The following is a 19,567-nucleotide window of genomic DNA, read 5'->3' on the forward strand; positions in this document are numbered from 1 at the left end:
TCGCCTGGCCTCGCACCGAACTCGTTGCCCTCCCGCCGACCATCCCCCTTACCGCCCTTCCTCCCGACACCCACACCCTCCAGCACCCGCTCACCCACGCCACCTACATCGAAGCCACCGTTCCCGCATGTGGCTGGATCGACATCGCCACCGCTATCCCCCCCCCCCTCCCCGTCACCCGTATTGATCGCTCCACTACCGACGACCTGCACATCGAAAACGCCCATTACCGCCTCACCCTCGATTCACTTGGCCGCATCACAAACTGGCACGACAAAGCCACCGACCGCGAACTCGCCGCCGCCCCGCTCAACGACTTTTGCATGTATCGCGACACCCCCCGAGTCTGCGACGCTTGGGAAATCGAATCCCATTACATCCAGCAACCCGTTGAACTCACTGCGCCAGCGACAGTGGAGATCATTGCCGACACCCCACTCGCCACGATCATCCACGTACGCCGCCGCCTGCACAACTCCGACCTCGAACAAGAAATCTGGCTTCCCCGCAACTCACGCCGCATCGAATTTCGCACCCGCATCCGCTGGCATGAAAAACACAAACTCCTCAAAGTCGCCTTTCCCCTCGCCCTCACCACGCACGAAGCCCTGCACGAAATCCAATTCGGCCACCTCCGCCGTCCCACGCACCGCTCGCGCAAAGCCGATCAGGACCGCTTCGAAGTCTGCCAGCAAAAATGGACCGCCCTCGCCGAGGAAAACCGCGGCATCGCCCTCCTCAACGACTGCAAGCACGGCATCAGCGCCGACCGCAACACCCTTGCCCTCACACTCCTGCGCGCCCCGCAGGCGCCCGACATGACCGCCGACATCGGCGACCACGAATTCACCTACGCCCTCTACGCTTGGAACGGCCCCTTCCTCACCAGCGGCCTCGCGCAACAAGCCCTCGAACTCTGCACCCCCCTCCGCCTCGTACCCAACGCCGCTCCCCCCCCCGGAACACCTCACTCATCACCTGCGACGCGCCCAACATCATACTCGAAACCGTGAAACTCGCTGAAGACGACAGCGGCGACCTCATACTCCGACTCTACGAATCCGCCCGCGCCGCCACCCGCTGTCACATTCGCATCCAAATCCCCGGCGTCCGCATCCAGACCGCCAGCGAAACCACCCTGCTCGAAACCCCTCTGCCCGCCGCCGCCATTGGACGTTCGATGTTGGATGTTCGATGTTCGACGTTCGGCGACGAAGTCGCCGCCGATTTCCGCCCCTTCGAAATAAAAACCCTCCGCCTGCGCATGGCTTGAACCCCATTACCCCCTCCGACGCCCCTGAAGTTACGCGGACGTTTGCCAAGGAGCGGCGGTCTCCAGGCCGCCGCTCCTTGGCGGGATGCGTAACATCCGTTAATAATACCCCAAACCACGTGTCTTCCCTCAGAGTGAAGCTAGACAAATGCACATACATCCCAAATCCTCCCCACCCTAATACCATGAATGCCCTCGGAAACACCTTCCGCCACCTATTCCTCATTGGCCTTGCTTGCCATGCCCTCGCTGCCATCGGCTGGACCGCTGCCGCCCCCGCCTTTTTCCGCATTGAGGAACTCACCGGCCAGGCCACCTGGACCCGTCCCGACAAACCGGACGCCCCCCTCACCCAAGGTATGATCCTCCCCGTCGAAGGCATACTGACCACCGGCCCCGACTCGCGCGTTCTCCTCCGTCTTCCCAACGACGCCCTCGTCTCCCTCGGAGCCAACTCCGAAGTCGAACTCCTCGGCTACCACCAAGCCCCCGACGACAACAACGCCACTGAAACCGCCCCACCCGCCTCCCAGACCGAACTCAAACTCCGCCGTGGCGTGCTCACCAACCACGTCCGCAAGCTCAAGACCGGCTCCACCTACAAAATCAACACCTCCCACGGCGTGGCCGGCGTGCGCGGCACCACCTTCCGCGTACGCACCACCGAAGTCATGCAAAGCTCCATCGCCGGCATAGGCGGCACCCTCAACGAAAACTGGGTGCAAGTCGTGAGCGTTGCCACCACCGACGGCCTTGTCGGCTTCGACACCCACACCGGCCAGAAACAAGATATTGCCGCCGGCACCATCATGATCGCGGGAGACCCGGCTGACTCCGATACTGGCGGACTCCGCACCCGCCTGCTGACCCAGCGCGAAATCGACGAGATCAACCGCGACGTCAACATCCACCCCTCCCGCCCCCACCGCATCATCGGCGGCGGCGGCCCCCGCTCCCCCTACAACCTCAAACCGACCGAGGAACGCCTCCAGTAAAAAACGCACCGCATCTCCCCGCGCCATTCGCAGCCGCGCCCGCCTCACGGACGCGGCTTTTTCATTGTCTCCAAAACACTCCTTGAAAACCGCGCCGCGCATCGGCACGTTGGACCCCTTTTATTCACAAACCATCATCCACAGACCGCCAACACAGGCACACTCTACCACGCAACCGCCAGCCGCGCCGCCAATGAACCAAAACATCCGCAACATCGCCATCATCGCCCACGTCGATCACGGCAAAACCACTCTCGTTGACCAACTCCTCAAGCATGGCGGCGCCTTCCGCGCCAACCAGCAAGTCGCCGAACGCGCCATGGACTCCATGGACCTCGAACGCGAAAAAGGCATCACCATCAAGGCCAAGAACACCGCCGTCCGCTGGCACGAAAAGACGATCAACATCCTCGACACCCCCGGCCACGCCGACTTTGGCGGCGAAGTCGAACGCGCCCTCCGCATGGTGGACGGCGTTCTCCTCCTCGTGGACGCCTACGACGGCCCCCAGGCCCAGACCCGCTTCGTCCTCCGCAAAGCCCTCGCCCACGGTCTCAAAGTCGTTATCGTCATCAACAAAATCGACCGCGAAAACGCCGACCCCGCCAAAATGTACGACAAAGTCCTCGAACTCCTCATGGAGCTCAACGCCACCGAGGAACAATTCGACGCCCCCGTCGTTTACGGCTCCGGCCGCGACGGCTACATGAAGCGCAAACTCACCGACGAGAACAAAGACATGACCCCCCTCTTTGACGTCATCCTCGAACACGTCCCCCCCCCCTTCGCCCGCCCCAACCAACCCTTCCACATGCTCGTCTCCAACATCGACTGGAGCGACTACGTAGGCCGCATCGCCGTCGGCAAAATCCTCTGCGGCTCCGTCAGCCTCTCCGACCCCGTCTGGGTCATCCGCCACTCCGACGGCAAACGCATCCGCGGCAAAATCACCAAACTCTTCGAATACGCCGGCCTCGGCACCACCGACTCCTCCACCGCCTACGCCGGCGACATCGTCGGCCTCGCCGGCTTTGAGGACATCGACATCGGCGACACCCTCGCCGCCGCCGAAGACGCCCACCCCCTCCCCTTCACCGAAATCGACCCCCCAACGCTGGAAATGCAATTCAGCGTCAACGACGGCCCCCTCGTCGGTCAGGAAGGCAAACTCGTCACCTCGCGCCAGATCCGCGAACGCCTCATGCGCGAACTCAAGACCAACGTCTCCCTCTTCATCGACGACGCCGACCGCGCCGGCACCTTCAACGTCAAGGCCCGCGGCGCCATGCAAGTCGCCGTCCTCGTCGAAACCATGCGCCGCGAAGGCTTCGAACTCCTCGTTTCCCGCCCCACCGTCATTGAACGCACCGGACCCAACGGTGAACGCCTCGAACCCTACGAAACCGTCTGGATCGAAGTCCCCGACGAATGCGTCGGCTCCATCATGCAAAATCTCGCCAACCGCAAAGGCCAGATCACCAACATGGAGAAGCACAACACCACAACCATGATCGAGGCCACCATCACCACCCGCGGCCTCATCGGACTGGAAATCGACGTCGTCAACGCCACCAGTGGAAGAGGCGTCACCAGCCACCTTTTTAAAGAATACGGCCCCTACGCCGGCGAAGTCCTTACCCGCATCACCGGCACCCTCATTGCCACCGAAGCCGGCGAAACCACCACCTACGCCCTCGTCATGTGCCAGGAACGCGGCAAACTCTTCGTCAGCCCCGGAGAGCAAGTTTACGAAGGCATGATCGTCGGCGAAAACCCCCGCAACGAAGACATCTCCGTCAACGCCGTCCGCGAAAAAAAGCTCACCAACTTCCGTTCCCAAGGCGAAGGCGTTGCCGCCGGTCTCACCCCGGCGACCAAAATGTCGCTGGAACGCTCCATCGAATACATTGCCGCCGACGAACTCCTTGAAGTCACGCCGAAGACACTCCGCCTTCGCAAACGCATCCTCAATTCCGGCGAACGCCAGAAAGCCCGCAAGCAAGCCAAGGCGCAAAGCTGAAAAAAGTAGTCAGTAGTCAGTAGCCAGTAGCTGGTAACTTCTACTGACTACTGGCTACTGACTACTGACTACTGGCTGCTTCCCCTCCCTCATGGACCTCGATCCCGCGCACATCCAGCAAGGCCTGCTCATTTTCATCCTCATTGTCCTGAGCCTCGCCCTCCACGAATGGGGCCACGCCTGGATGGCCGACCGACTGGGTGACGACACCCCGCGCTCCCAAGGCCGGGTCACCCTCAACCCCCTCGCGCACATAGACATATTCGGTACCCTCATCATCCCCCTCCTCGGCGTCCTCAAATTTTTCGGCGGCTTCGGATTCATCGGCTGGGCCAAGCCCGTGCAAATCAACCCCGCCGCCCTACCCCGCACCGGCCAGCGCGCCGCCGTCACCCTCGCCGGCCCCGCGATGAACGCCCTCCTCGCCCTCTTCGCCACCATTGCCGCCGGTCTTCTTTCTCGATTCGACGTCCGCCTCCACGACCTCGCCTCGCTACTCCTTCACGTTAACGTCGGCCTCATGATCTTCAACCTTCTCCCCATCCCCCCCCTCGACGGCTCCAAATTTCTCATGTACTGGGGCGGCATGAGTGAAGAAACCTACATCGGCTTTGCCAACTGGGGCTGGGTTATCCTCATCATCGCCATCAACCTCCCCGCCTTCCGCCTCCTCCTCGGGAAAATTTTCGCCCTCGCCCTCACCCCCTACATCGCCCTCTACAACCTCATCGCCTGACAAAAAAATCCAACCACTAATGCACACTAATGAGCACTAATGTTTGGATACACGGATTCGTATCAAAAAACCACTACACAACATCTCATCAGTGTCTATTAGTGTGCATTAGTGGTTAAAAACAACATCACCTATGAACCCCGGTCCCCCCCCCCCCCCCGCACCCTTGGAGACTGGCTTGAACACGCCCTTGACCGCTACGAGGCCTCCGACATTGCCCTCGGCCAGACCGCCTCCGACGCCCACGACGAAGCCCTCTACCTCCTCCTCCGCACGCTCAAATACCCCCTCGACAGTGACGAATCCGTTCTCTCCCACATCCCCACCCCTGACCAAGTTCGCGCCATCGAAGCCGCCCTCCACCGCCGCCTCCAACAACGCATCCCAGCCGCCTACATCACTCGCGAAGCCTGGCTCGGCGAACACAACTTTTACGTGGACGAACGCGTCATCATTCCCCGCAGCTATTTTGTAGAAATCATCCCCACCCTCCCCCGCCTCTTCCCTTCAGGCGTCACCCCTCAAAACCTAGCCGACGTCTGCACTGGCTCCGGCTGCCTTGCCGTCCTTCTGGCGCACCAATTCCCCAGCGCCCGCGTTGACGCCCTCGACCTCTCACGCGACGCCCTTGATGTTGCTGCGATCAACATCCGTAACCACAAACTCACTACACGCGTTCACCTCCACGCCAGCGACGTCCTTGATGCCCTCCCCCCCCCCCCCCTTGGACCCACCTACGACCTCATCCTGAGCAACCCGCCCTACGAACCCAGCGCGCACGTCGATAACCAAGCCCCCGAATTCAAAGCCGAACCCCGCCTCGCGCACGACGGCGGCCCCGACGGACTGATCATCATCCGCAAACTCCTCCGCCAAGCCCGCGACCGCCTCGCGCCGCACGGACTCGTCCTGATGGAAGTCGGAGCCCTGCGCAAAGCCATCAACCGCGAATTTGCCACCCTCGCCCCCGAGTGGCTCCCCACCACCGACGGCACCAACTGCATCTGCCTCATCCGCGCCGCCCGCTTGGCGGCAAAATCCACATGATATTCACGCCGTGATGACTCAATGCGTTGACTGACTCTTTGCGCGACGAATTACCACGATCAGCAACACCGCAAGCCCGGATAATAGCGCGGTCACCCGCAGCTCAGGAACAGAGCGTAGAGTCAGGGTAAGCGCGGAGTCATCAAGCGTGATGGTGCGAAACTGCGTTGTGCTGCCACGAATGGCAAACGCCAGTTGCTCTCCTTGCTGAAGACTTATCCCCGTCAGACTTGCAGGCACGCTGGTCGCGTTGAAGATCTCAAACGTGCCGAGCGCCGATGAACTCACGGTTTGGCTGAAAAGTTCGGTCACGGAGGCACCGCTGATCTTGGCAATTTTCACAAGGATCGCCCCGGAGTCCTTTGTTCTGGCCAAAGACCAACTCAGCGCACCGCCAATGTCATAGATGCCGCCTTCCTCAGCGAGTTCGGTGTAGCTGGCAATGGACCACGCGGGGCGAAAGGCATCCACCGGATTTGTTTCGGGTGAGCCGGTTTTGTTCCAAAACGAAGTCAACCCTGTCGCAGACGCGGTGACATAACCTCGATTGACACCGCCAACCGGCTCGTTGAGACGAAATTCAGATGCCGAAAAAGGCATCGCCGTCCATGTCGATGGGAGCAGTCTGGAAATCAGACCGTCCGCGTCGCGTCCGGCTTGAAGGTAGTAACGCCACACCGCGTCCGTCGGGTTCTGCGTCGAACCATGCGAGTTGCCGTTAAACGTTGCGGGCGCGACTGCTGCCGCGGATGCCGCCCAGCTTGCCGCACGGGAGATATCGGTCTGGGCCGATACCATCGGCAATGAGATCGCAAACAAGGATGCGATAATGAGCACCCTGCAGGCGGCATGACTGACATGCGCAACAGGCTGCGAGTTGAGACGGACGGTGGTGGTGGTTTTCATCGTGGTTTTCATCGTGGTGTTTGTATGGGTGGATTGGCGGATTGGTGAGTCATTCGATGGAGAGGGCGGCGTTAATGGAGGCATAGGGAATCAGTTCGCGGCTCGTTTTGACGTGGCCGTCAACGAACAGAAGGTTGCGCGCCGCGGTGTGTGTGTTCGGGTTGGGCCACGTTTTGTCGGCGGCTCCCCAGCGTTCGTAAACGAGGACGGCGCGTGACGGTTGCGTGAAAGACATCAGCGATTTGCGAGCGGTTTCGCTGTTTCCCAACGAAGGCCAGCGACGGTTCTGGTGATACGAATTGCGGTCCCATGAATCCGTGTAGAGTCCGCGCAACACCGGCTGGGCCGTGGGGCAGGCCATGACACCATAAACCGGCGTCTTGCCGCTCGCCTCAATGTAAGGACGAACGGCATTGAGGCGGTAGGGTTCCCCCGGAAGATAGTAGGGTGGAAACAGGTGTTTGTTGTCGGCCAGATACAGCGAGTAGGCCAGGCCGATCTGGCGCAGGTTGGAGGCGCATTGAGTGATGCGCGCCGATTCGCGGATGCGGCCCACAACCGGAATCATGATCCCGGCAAGGATGCCAATGATGACGATAACGGTGAGAAGTTCGATCAATGTAAAACCGCGCAGGTGGTGCAAGGCGCGGAGGGTGTAGTTTTTCGGATTCATGGTTTTTGGGGAGCAGTTGCTGATTGGTTGTGTTCTGTGTTCCGCCACTCCGCCGTGCGCACGGGTTGCAACCATGCTTCGTAGATGCGGGCTTGGGAACGTGATGACTGGACGGTGAGGATGTCGCCGGCACGGAGTGTCGCGGGTTCAGACAGAAGATAGCCGGACAACTCCTCCCAATTTTTCCCGCGTCGGCGAATACTCTCCGGCCACGCACTCCACGGCTCAAGCGCAAGCGGACGGTCATTGAGCTGGAGTTGCCATGGCCAGTTGAAACTCCGGGCCGCCGAGTCCGAACTGCGCACGCAAAGCAGGATGCGGGCGGCGCCGGCGTGGTTTTTGTCAAGCGTCCAGCGAATCGCCGCGTCGCCGCCCAGTTGCAGTTCCGACGACGGTGAGCCCGCCGGACGTTCCGCGCGAGAATTAGGCAGGCGGACCAGATGCACGGCCGTTTGTTCATTGATGTTGGTTGCCACTTCGAGCGGACGCGCCTGAGCAGCGGGCACAAACCTGCCGGGAACCGAAACAAGCGCGGGCGCGGCAGGTTCGACGGGGGCGACATCCACACGCACCTCCGCTTGCAAGCCGGGAGCCGAAGTGGTCGCACCCGTGTCGTCATTGTAAACCAAATACACAGGGGCTTCACCGATACGCCATTCAGTTGACGCTCCCTGCCCCAATGGGAGGGCGTTGCCCCAGAAATCGAAGGCGGCATCCGGCGAGCGATTGAGGCGAAGGATGACAGGAACGCGACGAGCAGGATCGAAATAAGTATCACGCGGCGATCGGCCTGCTATCACCGGAACGGAACGCTGGTTCGCAATGCCTTCAATGCCATCGATCGGCGCGGATTCCACTTCGCCGAGGCGACGGTCATCCCGGGCATTCATGCGCAATGTTTCATTTTCCACGCGCCAGAAGAGGACAACGTGTTTGCCATCGGCCCGGCGGTATTCGTGCGCCTGCACCTGTTCATGCCATGCGTGGCTGCGAACAAAGGCGGCCTCTCCCAACGCGCGGCTGAACCAGCCAACCGCAGGAGCGGCCATCAGGGGCGAGCCGGTCGCGCTGCCATCCATCATGAGCCGGTGGTGGATGAAAATTTTATCGACTCCATAGACCGGCGTTAGCGCGAGGAAACGGACAAAGAAGGCGGCTCCGCGTCGCGGATCAAGCGGGCGGAATGACCAGCGATTGCGCCAGTCGGGCCAGCATCCGGGCAGTGCCTCGCGGGCGATCTGGTCCTGGCGAATGAAGCTCCCGGCGATGCGCAGGGACTGTCCGGAGTGATAGCCGATCTCGGTGTTCCAGATGGTTTTTTTGTGGCCGTGGCGGGCAAGGATTTCACGCGCGCGAGTCACACGATTCAGATAACTTTTTTCGTTGTTGAAGTGGTAGCCGATTTCCGGCGGGAAGGGTGTCGTGTAAGTGTGGATACTAAGGATATCGAATGTATCGCCACCGCCGAGCTCCATGAAGCGTTCGAGGAAGGGAAAAAAGTTCCCCGTGCCCGAGGGGGCGAGGATGAGGGCGTCGGGGTCGGCGGCTTTGACGGCGTCGTGCGCGGCTTTGGCCATTTCGTAGTATTTTTCCACCGGGGCGTGAAAAAAGAATCCGCGCGGAGCGAGTTTGTTGTTATTGGGTTCATTCCAGATTTCGTAGTGCCGCACGCGGCCTTTGTAACGAGTGGCGATGCGCCGGCAAAATTCGCTCCAGTCGCTGATGTCACGTGGTGATGAATACGCACCACGTCCGCGATAGGTGCCCGTTGCGGGATCGCTGCTGGCCCACTCTGGCGTCATGGACAATACGACGAGCGGCGGGGCCATGCCCGCGGCCTCGACCCGTTGCACGTAGGCATCGAGGCCGGACCAGTCCCAGCGGTCGGGCGCGGGCTGGATGCCCGACCATACGACGGCGCGTCCGCCGTTGTCGTGAAAGCGCGTCCACTTGGCGCCGACGCGGGCGAAAGGCGCGGTGTGAACGCCGACAATATTGGACTCGCTCATCTCCGCTGGAAGTGGGGCCGCAGTGATGCCAAATCCGACAGAACGAGGCGCCCCTATCTGTATCCCATTGTTCAATACAAATCGCAAATGTGCGGTAAAATAACCGTAACGCTCAGACGGAAGAGGAACCGTGAGCCTGCATTCGCCAACATCATTGGCTGGAATCGTCACCGGCAAACGCCGAGGGGCAATTTCAACCTCCGCATCCTGCCAATCAGTCACACGCAATTCGACGTAACCGGAAACATCTGTGGGGGCAACGTTGCCGAGACGCAATTCGAGTGCGGGTTTCCCGTCATTGTCTGCTCCGCTCACCTCCCCCGCCCCCCCCCTCCCCCAGAGATAACCACCGAGGTTTGCCGCACCCATCTGAACGAGTTTCCCTAATTTTTCGTCACCCGACAGAGCTTGGCCCGCTCGCGGAAGAACATCAAAAAACACCGATACCGCAGGCAGGGCTTTTATGGAAAAAGCTTCCACTTGATGGCATTCCTGTTTGCGGCCAGCGTCATCGCCATCGGATGAAGAAGCGCGCAATGCGAAATCCACAATGGGCGCAAGCTGGCCGTGCCATTGTCCAACCAACACGTCCGCAACACGGGCTTCGATTACGTCGCCGCGCCGGGTCAGTCGCAGGATGAGCGCGGACGCGTCACGCGCACTGGCGATGGAAACCCGGTCCCCCGTTTTTATTGTCGTTGCGGATTTTTCTCTGAGATGCGCCTGCGTGTTTGTCTGGTCAAACTCCACCCACAACTGCCAGTCCGCGGCATCGCACAAGCCCAGAGAGAAAACGCCGGCCTTGGCGTTGCGGACAATTCGCGCCTCGGCTGCGAAATCACCAAAAGCCGGGCGTTCATGCTGACTTCGCAATGGATAATAACGGTAACGCAGGGTTGTGGCCCCGGTTTTCCATGCGTCGGCGGTGGTATTTTCCGAGGCGGCCCCCAACAACAATTTCCCGTTGGATACCCCGGCGGAGTCCGCGTCGCCTTCGGTCAAAGTCCAGGTCACGCCATCAAGATCCTTGGAAAAATCCGCCTGTTGTTCGCGGGGAACCGCGCTGACACGGGATGCTGCCAGGCACAGTGCGACGATGAGCAGCGAATGGCTGACCAGACGAGGTAGTCGTTGCAAGACGGTAATCAGTCTGGTGCGCATGGCGAAAAGCGAAGAAGGGGCGGCATGAGAATGGGCATTCGTCAGTGATCCGTTGTCCCTTACCTTATTGAAAAACAACCGCTGACAAAAGCATTGGGCACATCGTGCCGGAGCCCTGAAACCTGCGCAAGGGCCGCCCTATTTCTAACATTAGAAACGGCTCAAAGTTCATCCCTCCAACGCCCCTTGACAAGGATGCGCACAGGACAGATTGGCGGCCCTTTTTCACGGCGATGGATCAGGCCGGCCAGAAACTCGACGGCGTGATTGGACAGGCTCGCCATGTCTTCGCGCAGTCCCTTGCCGGGCAGTCCGGGGTCGACCGTGGCGGCCACCACCCACTCGGGCGTGTCACCGATGCCGGGAAGCGTTGCCAGCCATTTCGGCACGCTTCCCACGCGATTCACAATCAACGCGTCGGGCTTGTGACGTATCCAGTATGCCCTGACATTCTCGGGGGAGCGCTCTTTCACGATCAACGGCGGCACCCGCGCGCTTTCAGGCAAGCCTGCTTGGTGAATCAAATACCCGGCATAACGTTCGCCGTTGGTCCGTTCGTGTTCGTGTTGCTCAAGAATCAGGCCGGGGCGCCGCCTGCCCCGCCCGGCTAAAACGCGGAGGGTAATCTGGATGTTGGCAATCTGGTCGTGCATGAAGAGATGCAGGCGCGGTTTTGCGATGCCCTGACTCAGGCTCACGGCAGCGAATCGTTCCCACGGCAGTGAGACTTCGATGTGACCGCCGGGCATTGGCGGCACGAGCACGCCTTCGATGCCGCGCGCCACCAGCATCCGGGCCACGCTCGCTGGATGTTGCACGTCAAAGGGAATGACTTCCATTTGAAAACCCAGCGCTGCGGCCCGCTCCCGTGCCGCTTGCGTCAAGGGAGCGTATATTCCGTTGGGGCCAAACGCGGACGGCACGCGATAACCATCAAGCCAGGCAATCACACTTTGAAACGCACGCGGTCTCACCGTTGCCCGGTAGGAACTGAGTGCATCGAGCATCGGGTCGCGCTGGTAGCCGAGTTCCTTGGCCAGCGCCTGAATCCGCAACTTCGTCGCCACTGCGATCAAGGGCGAATTGCGCAATGCCATTGATACCGTGGTGACATGCACACCCGCGCGCTCGGCAATGTCGGTCTGGGTAACACGGCGTGGTGTGTTCATGGGTTCGTGATGTGTTGTCTAGACGCGCTGCCCGGTGACAAACAAGCCTGAGTCTTCCCGTCCCGCAGTCACCCGGCGCGACCAATCCACATGTTTACGCCCACGGTCCTCGCCAGTGCATCCGCCGGTAGGCAACCGGGGCTATGCCGAACCCCTCGCGGAACACACGCGAGAAATGAACCCGGTCAACAAACTCCGCCGCCGCCGCCCACTTCAGTCAAATCACTCCTGCCAACAACGACCCTGCCTCCATCACCTCGCCCGATGGAAAAACCGATGCCATCCTCCCCATATCAACCGCCGCCACCCATTTCGCACACACTTTTGCTCCCTGTTCCATGACGGCCATTACTCTCACTCGCTAACGGCTCTCCCCCCCCCCCCTTTCCGCCTGCTTGACTGCGAACCCTCTATGATAGATAATCTATCATCATGAAAACCGCCACCGTCGCCGATCTGCGCAACAATTTCGCCCGCGTATCCGAATGGATTGAAGACGGCGAAACCGTCACCATCACCCGTCGCGGCCAAACCTTCGCCATACTGCAACCCGTCGCTCGCAAACGTAAAAAAGTCGAATGGCCCGATCTCGCCGCACGAAGAAACCGCCTCTTCCCCAACGGAGCCCCTCCCGGAAAACCCCTCTCCGAAATCGTCGATGAAAGCCGGGGCGAATGGTGAACGACTGAACAACTGCCATGCAAACCAGCACCTACGTTGACACAGGCATCCTGCTCAAAACCTACGCCACCGAAAGTAACTCACGAGAAGCCGACGAAATCGTTCTGCGCACTGCCCCCCCCCTCCCCCTCACGCATATTCAGGAACTCGAAATCCGTAACGCCATCCGACTCAAACACAGCCGCGGTGAACTCTCCGAAACGGAAATGAACACCGCTCTCGCCAACTTCCAAGATGACATCGACGCAGGCCGTTACGAACGTCCCGCCTACGATCTGCCCGCAGTGTTTCGCCGTGCCGAAACCCTTTCCAAAGCGCACACCGTTGCCACCAAATGTCGCAGCCTCGACATCCTGCACGTTGCCGCCGCGCTTGTGATTGGCAGCCGTGAATTTGCTTCCTTTGACGAACGCCAGCGCGCCGTCGCCCGCAAGTCCGGCCTCACCATCCTCCCCCACCGCCTGCCCAAGACAATTGCCCGCTAAACCTGCGTGTTCTCTCTCCCCCAGTATTTTCCGAACAAACATTTAACGCTGAACATTTAAGGGAACTTCTAAAAATTACACAGAGGACACAGAGGAGGCACAGAGTTTGGGGAGGCCTGTCCGGTGGAAGGACATTTTCCTCGTGAATGAATGTCTCTGTAATTCATTTATTATAAATAAAATAATATTTTTTACGGAAAAAGGAGCAAAGTCGTTTTGTCCTCCCTAAACTCTGTGCCTTCTCTGTGATCTCTGTGTAATTTCTGATTTTTAGAACCTCCCTTAACATTAAACAAAACACCGAACCACCCATGAATCCGAGCCGTTTCCCCGCTGCCGATTCTGACATTCAATGTTCAATGTTTAATGTTCAGCGTTAAATGTTTTCCGATTCCCCCGCCTGAACCGCCTCCCAGCCTAATACCCCCTCCCCCTCACGCCCGCGGCCCCCGCCAGTGCATCCGCCGGTAGGCAACCGGGGCCATGCCGAACTCCTCGCGGAACACACGCGAGAAATGAAACCGGTCAGCAAACCCCGCTGCCGCCGCGATGTCGTCCACCTTGCGCATCGTCCCCGTCAACCACTGCGCCGCGCCCGCGATCCGACGCTCCAAACCATAACGCGCCGGAGTCAACCCCACCGCCGCGCGAAACTCGCGGATGAAATGATCCTCCCCCATGTGACACAACGCCGCCAGTTCCCGGTTGAGCGGCGGGTCCGCCAACCGACGATCAATGCACTCCAACGCCGGCCTCACCAACTCCGTCCCCGCCGACCAACGCGCCGCCTCCTCGTGCGCATCCGCCGGCAACCGTTCCCACGCCAGCGCCAGCGCCGCATTCACCAGTGCGTGCGCCCACGCAAACCCCGCCGGTCCCGCCTCCTGCACGCCGCGCGCCATCACTCGCTGCCAACGCACCAACAACGGCCGCAACACCGCGTCCGGCTCCAACTCCACCACCCGTCGAAACATCCGCCGGTGTAATGTCGCCGGAATTCCGTTCAGGTAAAAATGCATATAATCATGTCGCACCCGTTTGTCCCCCCTCCCCCCCCCCCCTGCCACGCCCGTTTCCACCCGCACCCACGCAGGCAGCAAATAAACCACGCCCGCCCGCAACTCCACCCGTCGCGTGGTTTCACGCTCCACAACAAACGCCCCCGCTCCGTCATTGAGATAAAGTCGCCAAAACGGACTCAACAAATCCCACCGCCACTCCGGTCCGACCACCTCACGACGCACGATCAAGACCTGAGGCTGCACCCGTTGCAGCAACTCCTCGGCAGGCGTGGCAAAAATCGATCCAGACTCCATAAGACGGAAATCTTCATAATTCCGGCTCCATTGGCCATACCCAAAAATCCATCAAAACGGTATCATCATTATCCAATTTCACCATGCACCCGCTCCTTTCCCACCAACGCCAGGTTCACCTCGACTTTCACACCTCGCCTTACATCCCCGATGTCAGCTCCGAGTTTGACGCCGCCGCCTTCGCCAAAACCTTCAAGGACGCCCACGTCAACAGCGTCACCATCTTCGCCAAATGCCATCACGGCATGTCCTACTACCCCACCAAAACCGGCACGCAGCACCCCGCCCTCAAAGGCTTCGACCTCCTCGGCGCGCAAATCGAAGCCCTCCACTGCGAAGGCATCCGAGCCCCCATCTACACCACCGTTGCCTGGGAAGAAGACGTCGCCGACAAACACCCCGAATGGCGCCAACTCCGCGAAGACGGCACCTTTGCCCGCGTCACCAACGCCGACCCCACCAAACCCCCGCACCCCGGCGGATGGAAATTCAACAACTTCCTCCATCCCGACTATCAGGACTACATCGAAGCCCACGTCCGCGAACTCCTTGCCAACTACGACGTGGACGGCCTCTTTTTCGACATCCTCTTCATGGACCCCCGCGCCTGTTGGAGCGACGCCAGCGTGAAATTCCGCGAGAAGCACAACCTCCTCGGCCACGACCCCGCCACTCAAACCCGCTTCGAAACCGCCGCTCAAGTCGCATTTTCCAAACGCTTCACTTCGCTCATTCGCGGTATCAAAAAAGACGCTACCATCTTCTACAACTCGCCCAATCCCATCTGCGCCGATTCGCGCTACGGCGTCCGCACGCGCCACGACCTGCAAAGCCACTGGGAACTCGAATCCCTGCCCTCCGGCTTCTGGGGCTACCACCACTTCCCGCGCCTCGCCCGCGCCTTTGGCACCTGGGGCAAACCCTGGCTTGGCATGACTGGTCGCTTCCAGCGCATGTGGGGCGATTTCGGCGGACTCAAACCACAACCCGCACTCGAATACGAATGTTTCCGTTCCCAAGCGCTCGGCGGAGCCAACTCCATCGGCGACCAACTCCCCCCCCGCGGCCAGCCCGACGCCGGAGCCTACGACCTTATCGGCGCAGTCTTCGCCCAATGCGCCGCCGCCGAGCCGTTTTACAAAAACTCCACCGCACTGCCGCAAGTCGGCATCATCGCACCCGGCGATCCGTCCATTGATGCCGCCAAGGCGGATCAGTCGCTCGAAGGTGCCGTGCAGATGTGTGAGGAAAACCACTACGACAGCATCGTCCTCGATGACAAATCCGACCTCGACGGCCTCGATCTCGTCATCCTGCCCGACAGCGTTGTCGTGACGCCTCCACTACAAAAACGCCTCGCCGCCTTCCACAAGCGCGGCGGCAAACTCATCGCCTCGCACCGCAGCGGTTTTATTGCCAATTCAGCCGCCCCAGCCGATCCCGCCGACACCGCATCGCTTATTCCCGGCCTTGACCTGAAACTCACCGGCGACGTCCAAAAATTCCCGACCTACTGGCGTGCCCGTTCCGCATTCTCGCCCGAACTCTCACGCAGCGACCGCGTTGTTTACGAACCCGGCGTCAACGTCACCGCCGGACGGGGGATAACGACACTAGTCGAACGAGTGCTCCCCTACTTCCGCCGCACCGACCTCACCTTCTCGTCGCATTTTCAAACGCCGCCGCAAGCTACTGCCGACCGTCACGCCGCCGTCCTTGCCGGGAAAAACTTCGTGTATTTTGCCGACCCCATTTTCCGCGAATACCGCCACTCTGGAAACATCGCCGTGCGTGACGGCTGGCGACTCGCCATGCACCGCCTCATTGGACCTGCGTCCTATGGTGACGGCCTGCCCACGACGATCCTCAGCGTCCCCCGCCGTCGCGGATCCGACCTCTTGCTCACGCTCCTCCACTACATCCCGACGCGCAAGGCGCTCTCGATCGACATGATCGAAGAACGCTCCTCCTTTGCCGGCGAAGAACTACGCCTCCCCGCAGCCGCGAAACGTATTGTGGATTTCGATACCAATTCCGAACTCCCCCGTACACCAGAAGGCACCTTTATTCTCCCCATCAAAAAAGGCCGCCTCCTACTCCGAGTGCCGGGCTTCTTCTGAAGACGTGGCGCGGGCGTCCCGCCCGCAATCTGTTCCGAAGCGGGCGAGACGCCCGCGCCACTTTTCTGAATGTCGGCAGTATAAGTCCCCCCCCCCCTTGGTTGACGCAAGTCAGGGACACCTGACCGCTACGGCGTAATGACGACTTCGACGTTGGCGGCGGCGATGGCTTCATCCGGCATGTCAGGCGTGGAGTCGGAAGGACGCCATCGGGCGACAAGCGGATAGAGCCAGTTTGTCCTCAACGCCTTCTCGTCAGGCGGCGTGACAGTGAAAATGGCCTCGGCACTTTCACCCGGCGCAAGCACGGATGTGGGCTGGGCCTTGACGGGCTGCACGGTCCAACCTTTTGGAGCGGCAAAGCGAAGCGCACCCGTGGAAAGATTAAGCGGAGAGGGGTTTACAAGCTGCACCCGCACAACGAACGGAACGGACGAACGCACACGGGCAGCGTGACCGTCGATGGCCCGGTTCGGCGTATCGATTTTTCGGATGCCAATCAGGGGGGCGTGTTTTTTGAGCAGATACAGAACGCCTGCAGTTTCCACTGGCGGAAGCGTCACATGGTAACGGTCGTCCGCGATGTGGACGATTTTGACAAATTGCAGTCCGGCATCCTCGGCACTGCCCCACACGGCATGTGTCCAAGGTCCGCCCGGCAGCGGAAGCTCAAGCATGGTGGCGGGAATGCGTTCGACGGGCATACCCGTTGCGTCACTGCCACCCGCGCCTCGGGTGGTGATGACCACGGCGAGGTTGCCGTGCGCATCAGCGAATGGCTGCTCGACACGCAAAATCGCAGCCTCGTCCGCGCGTATTCCGCGCGCGGAATATGCGGGCACCACGCCGGCTTCCTTAAGGAGCGAAGCGAGCCAGCGGCTGATGGCACCGCCGCGTTCAGGTGAACTTTCATCGCCAGTATCCGCAGTTTCATTACCTCCGGAGGCCTTGAAAGTGGAGACATGCACGGGCTGGTTCACGTCCTCGCGGAGATCGCCAGTTATAAATCCTATGTGAATGGCGCGGCCTCGTCCGAAGCTGTGTGTGGTGACGAGGGGGCGTCCATCATTGGAAGAGAGCAGGATGCTCGCCCCAGCGAGATTGGCTTCCATGCGTCCGGTGGCGCGCACCCCGGCAAGCGCGCCTTGGCGCGGACCGAGCGTGACGCGTGAGGCCGGGGTGTTGTCGTAGCGACCGAGTTTTACGCCGAGAACGGATTCCAACTGGCGTTTTTCACGGTGCAGGTCGTCAAAGTGTCCTGCGCGTTCGTCGGCAAGAAGGATGCCCCCGGAACGGACAAATTCGGTGATGGCGGTGGCGGAGGGGGGGGGGAGGTGTTCGGCTCCGATGAGGATGAGGGCCTTGTAGTTTTTTCTCAGATACGCTGTGTCGAGTTTTGTTTCGGGGATCACATCCACCCAATAACCTTGTTCGCGCAACCAGCTATAGACCATGACGCGGTGGTTCATCGGGTAGGCCCATTTGGAGACGCGCCGGTCGGTGCGTTCGGCGAGGACGACGTCGTGGCGAGGCAGGAGCATGGCTACGCGGGGAAGTCCGGCGGCGGGGGCTGAGGCGCGCCAGAACGCTTCAGTGCGGTGAACCATGTGAGCCCAGCGGGCGGCATAAAACATCTTGGCTCGCGGGGTGCCATCGGGCGCGAAATGTCCAAAGGTGGCGTAGTCGCCCTTGGCACCCTCGTAGCCCATGGTGAAGAAGTTGGCGGCTTTGAGTCCGCTGGCGAGTGCGCGCCAGTAGGTAGCCGCCCATTGGTGGCCGGGGCCGCGGTGGTTGTTGATCTCGGGGCACATGACGCCGTGCGCAAGCGGGTCGTTGGTGTCAGTGGGAGACGGGGCGGCGAGGGGACGGACTATGTTGTAAATGTAGTTGATCTCGTAGGCCTCGCGGTCGCCTGCGCCGTAGATGTTGGCGCCCTGAAGTCCGCCGCCAAAGGTGGCGCGGGCGCGTTCGCCAAAAACCACGTGATCGAAGGTTTTGTAGCGCCGCGTAAACGGCATGTCGATGGTCTGCTGGGTACTCTTGTAGATGACGGGGCGATGGAGCGGATCGTTGGCGTGAACGGAGTCAGCCATGTCGGCGGCGAGATTTGTGAAGCTCTCGGCGTGGAACCGATACCATGCAAGAAACTCGGCGGGACGCGTGGCAAATTCGGTGGTCGTGGGCGGCGTGTATCCGGACGCGGCGACGTCATCGAATCGCATGAGACGCGTGCCCCAGGTGCGGTTGAGATCAGCGACGTCGGCAAAGTTTTTGCCGAGCCATTTGGCGAAGGCGGCTTTGGCTTCGGGTGAGTAGTCCAGTCCGCCTTCCCATTCGTTGTCCAAGCCCCATGCCACGAGGGGGCGGGCACCGGGTTGCGCGGCGCCGATGGTGGCGGCGGCGGTGCGTGTGTAGTCGAGCAGGTAGCGGCGCGTGCCTTCGTAAAAGCGGGGGAGCGAAGCGACGCTTTTTTCGACGCGTGTGCCGTCGGAACGGAGCGCCGGGGGAAAGACGCCGTAGTTGCCGATGGGATTCGTCCAGCGGACGCTGCCCATGTCGGTGGCGGCGCGGATTTGCAGGTAGGCAAAAAGGCCGTGCGTTTCGTATAATTGATTTCCGGATACACCGCTTTCGCTGATGGCGGTGGAGAAGGGGGCGGGCGGCGAGGATTTGAAACCGCGGTTAACGACGGCGGGCTGTGTCAGGTTGAAACCGGCATGGACAGCCTGCCAGGGTTGTTTCGGGCGGAGTCCGATGGGGAACCAGCCGGGGAGCGGATTGCCGTCGGGTCCGATTTGTAGCGAAAAGGCAGATACGTGATCGAGTGGATCACCGTCAGGCACGAGCGCGGGAACGTCAGCGACGAGGTCGGCACGCGAAGGGGGGGGGGGGGGAGGGGGCGTCGCGGCGGGAAGCGAAGGCTGCAACGAGAATGCAACGATGCTGAAAATCGTGGTGGCAAGTGTCGTGCGCATT

The 19,567-nt window shown here is 60.8% G+C and carries 15 protein-coding genes; 9 read left to right on the plus strand and 6 right to left on the minus strand.

The features are described from left to right. From OBACDRAFT_RS04505 to prmB, 6 genes are all read left to right on the plus strand, one after another. Positions 1-1,013, plus strand: a 1,013-nt coding sequence (locus OBACDRAFT_RS04505) for a glycoside hydrolase family 38 C-terminal domain-containing protein (protein ID WP_332835107.1), incomplete at its 5' end; no start/stop codon positions are given. Next, a complete protein-coding gene (locus OBACDRAFT_RS29335; RefSeq protein ID WP_052361134.1) occupies positions 1,010-1,273 on the plus strand; it encodes a glycosyl hydrolase-related protein in 264 nt (87 codons plus the stop codon). The genes OBACDRAFT_RS04505 and OBACDRAFT_RS29335, both read left to right, overlap by 4 nt. A 185-nt stretch (positions 1,274-1,458) precedes the next feature. Then, a complete protein-coding gene (locus OBACDRAFT_RS04510) occupies positions 1,459-2,268 on the plus strand; it encodes a FecR family protein (RefSeq protein WP_043583191.1) in 810 nt (269 codons plus the stop codon). Positions 2,269-2,461: 193 nt separating this feature from the next. Continuing rightward, positions 2,462-4,288 carry a translational GTPase TypA gene (typA, locus tag OBACDRAFT_RS04515; protein WP_043583449.1) on the plus strand — a complete coding sequence of 609 codons (1,827 nt, stop codon included), beginning with the start codon at positions 2,462-2,464 and terminating at the stop codon, positions 4,286-4,288. Positions 4,289-4,379: 91 nt separating this feature from the next. Beyond that, complete coding sequence (locus OBACDRAFT_RS04520; RefSeq protein WP_043583193.1) at positions 4,380-5,024, plus strand: site-2 protease family protein; 645 nt, start codon at positions 4,380-4,382, stop codon at positions 5,022-5,024. A 111-nt stretch (positions 5,025-5,135) separates the two neighbouring features. Next, positions 5,136-6,071, plus strand: coding sequence for a 50S ribosomal protein L3 N(5)-glutamine methyltransferase (gene prmB, locus OBACDRAFT_RS04525; protein ID WP_052361137.1), 936 nt, complete (start codon positions 5,136-5,138; stop codon positions 6,069-6,071). A gap of 18 nt (positions 6,072-6,089) precedes the next feature. On the opposite strand, the gene OBACDRAFT_RS04530 is transcribed toward prmB, so the two are convergent. The 4 genes from OBACDRAFT_RS04530 to OBACDRAFT_RS04550 all read right to left on the minus strand — a co-directional run bounded on the left by OBACDRAFT_RS04530 (position 6,090) and on the right by OBACDRAFT_RS04550 (position 11,989). Continuing rightward, positions 6,090-6,977, minus strand: coding sequence for a hypothetical protein (locus OBACDRAFT_RS04530; protein ID WP_125069432.1), 888 nt, complete (start codon positions 6,975-6,977; stop codon positions 6,090-6,092). A gap of 49 nt (positions 6,978-7,026) precedes the next feature. Continuing rightward, entirely contained in the window at positions 7,027-7,650 is a 624-nt protein-coding gene (locus OBACDRAFT_RS24975) for a DUF1559 family PulG-like putative transporter (protein WP_052361140.1), read from the minus strand. Further along, positions 7,647-10,820, minus strand: a complete 3,174-nt coding sequence (locus OBACDRAFT_RS27440; protein WP_112787761.1) for a GH39 family glycosyl hydrolase — start codon at positions 10,818-10,820, stop codon at positions 7,647-7,649. Before OBACDRAFT_RS27440 ends, OBACDRAFT_RS24975 begins: the two co-directional genes overlap by 4 nt. A gap of 161 nt (positions 10,821-10,981) precedes the next feature. Next, positions 10,982-11,989, minus strand: a complete 1,008-nt coding sequence (locus tag OBACDRAFT_RS04550; RefSeq protein ID WP_043583201.1) for a LacI family DNA-binding transcriptional regulator — start codon at positions 11,987-11,989, stop codon at positions 10,982-10,984. 432 nt (positions 11,990-12,421) lie between these two features. Between OBACDRAFT_RS04550 and OBACDRAFT_RS04555 the strand changes: the two genes are divergently transcribed. Next, on the plus strand, positions 12,422-12,670 hold the full coding sequence (locus OBACDRAFT_RS04555) for a type II toxin-antitoxin system Phd/YefM family antitoxin (RefSeq protein ID WP_043583203.1): 249 nt from the start codon (positions 12,422-12,424) through the stop codon (positions 12,668-12,670). Between the two features lie 17 nt (positions 12,671-12,687). Next, on the plus strand, positions 12,688-13,155 hold the full coding sequence (locus OBACDRAFT_RS04560) for a type II toxin-antitoxin system VapC family toxin (RefSeq protein WP_043583205.1): 468 nt from the start codon (positions 12,688-12,690) through the stop codon (positions 13,153-13,155). A 434-nt stretch (positions 13,156-13,589) separates the two neighbouring features. Here the strand turns inward: OBACDRAFT_RS04560 and OBACDRAFT_RS24980 are convergent, their stop codons facing one another. Next, a complete protein-coding gene (locus OBACDRAFT_RS24980) occupies positions 13,590-14,471 on the minus strand; it encodes a helix-turn-helix domain-containing protein (protein WP_052361142.1) in 882 nt (293 codons plus the stop codon). Between the two features lie 83 nt (positions 14,472-14,554). On the opposite strand from OBACDRAFT_RS24980, the gene OBACDRAFT_RS04570 reads away from it, so the two are divergent. Continuing rightward, positions 14,555-16,591, plus strand: coding sequence for an alpha-amylase family protein (locus OBACDRAFT_RS04570; protein WP_043583207.1), 2,037 nt, complete (start codon positions 14,555-14,557; stop codon positions 16,589-16,591). 128 nt (positions 16,592-16,719) lie between these two features. On the opposite strand, the gene OBACDRAFT_RS04575 is transcribed toward OBACDRAFT_RS04570, so the two are convergent. After that, on the minus strand, positions 16,720-19,566 hold the full coding sequence (locus OBACDRAFT_RS04575; RefSeq protein WP_052361143.1) for a beta-galactosidase: 2,847 nt from the start codon (positions 19,564-19,566) through the stop codon (positions 16,720-16,722). Between the last annotated feature and the right edge of the window lies 1 nt (position 19,567).

It is taken from the genome of Geminisphaera colitermitum TAV2 (assembly GCF_000171235.2).
Taxonomy (GTDB): domain Bacteria; phylum Verrucomicrobiota; class Verrucomicrobiia; order Opitutales; family Opitutaceae; genus Geminisphaera; species Geminisphaera colitermitum.